The sequence below is a fragment of the Photobacterium piscicola genome (genome assembly GCF_900166965.1).
Taxonomy (GTDB): domain Bacteria; phylum Pseudomonadota; class Gammaproteobacteria; order Enterobacterales; family Vibrionaceae; genus Photobacterium; species Photobacterium piscicola.
Genome location: NZ_FUZI01000049.1, coordinates 1 through 852 on the forward strand (window position 1 = coordinate 1; position 852 = coordinate 852).

General features: G+C 45.2%; 1 protein-coding gene. It reads left to right on the top strand.

The features are described 5' to 3' along the window. Positions 1-852 (top strand): elongation factor Tu (tuf, locus tag CZ809_RS20810; protein ID WP_080159328.1); only part of this gene is annotated, 852 nt, incomplete at both ends.

Consider the following 852-nt stretch of genomic DNA (forward strand, 5'->3'; position numbering starts at 1 on the left):
GGTATCACAATCTCTACTTCTCACGTAGAATACGATACTCCTACTCGTCACTACGCACACGTAGACTGTCCTGGACACGCCGATTATGTTAAAAACATGATCACTGGTGCTGCTCAAATGGATGGTGGTATCCTAGTTGTTGCTGCAACTGACGGTCCTATGCCTCAAACTCGTGAGCACATCCTACTTGGTCGTCAAGTTGGTATTCCTTACATCATCGTATTCATGAACAAGTGTGACATGGTTGATGATGAAGAACTACTTGAACTAGTAGAGATGGAAGTTCGTGAACTTCTTTCTGAGTACGATTTCCCAGGTGATGATTGCCCAGTAATCATGGGTTCTGCACTAGGCGCGCTTAACGGCGAAGCTGAGTGGGAAGCTAAGATTGTTGAACTAGCTGAAGCTCTAGATTCTTACATTCCAGAGCCAGAGCGTGCTATCGATCTACCATTCATCCTTCCAATCGAAGATGTTTTCTCAATCCAAGGCCGTGGTACTGTTGTAACTGGTCGTATTGAGCAAGGTATCGTACGTGTTGGTGACGAAGTAGCTATCATCGGTATCAAAGACACTATCACTACTACATGTACTGGTGTTGAGATGTTCCGTAAGCTTCTTGACGAAGGCCGTGCTGGTGAGAACGTTGGTGTTCTTCTACGTGGTACTAAGCGTGATGACGTTGAACGTGGTCAAGTTCTTGCTAAGCCAGGTTCAATCACTCCACACACTACTTTCACTTCAGAAATCTATGTTCTTTCTAAAGATGAAGGCGGTCGTCACACTCCTTTCTTCAAAGGTTACCGTCCACAGTTCTACTTCCGTACAACTGACGTAACTGGTACTATCGAG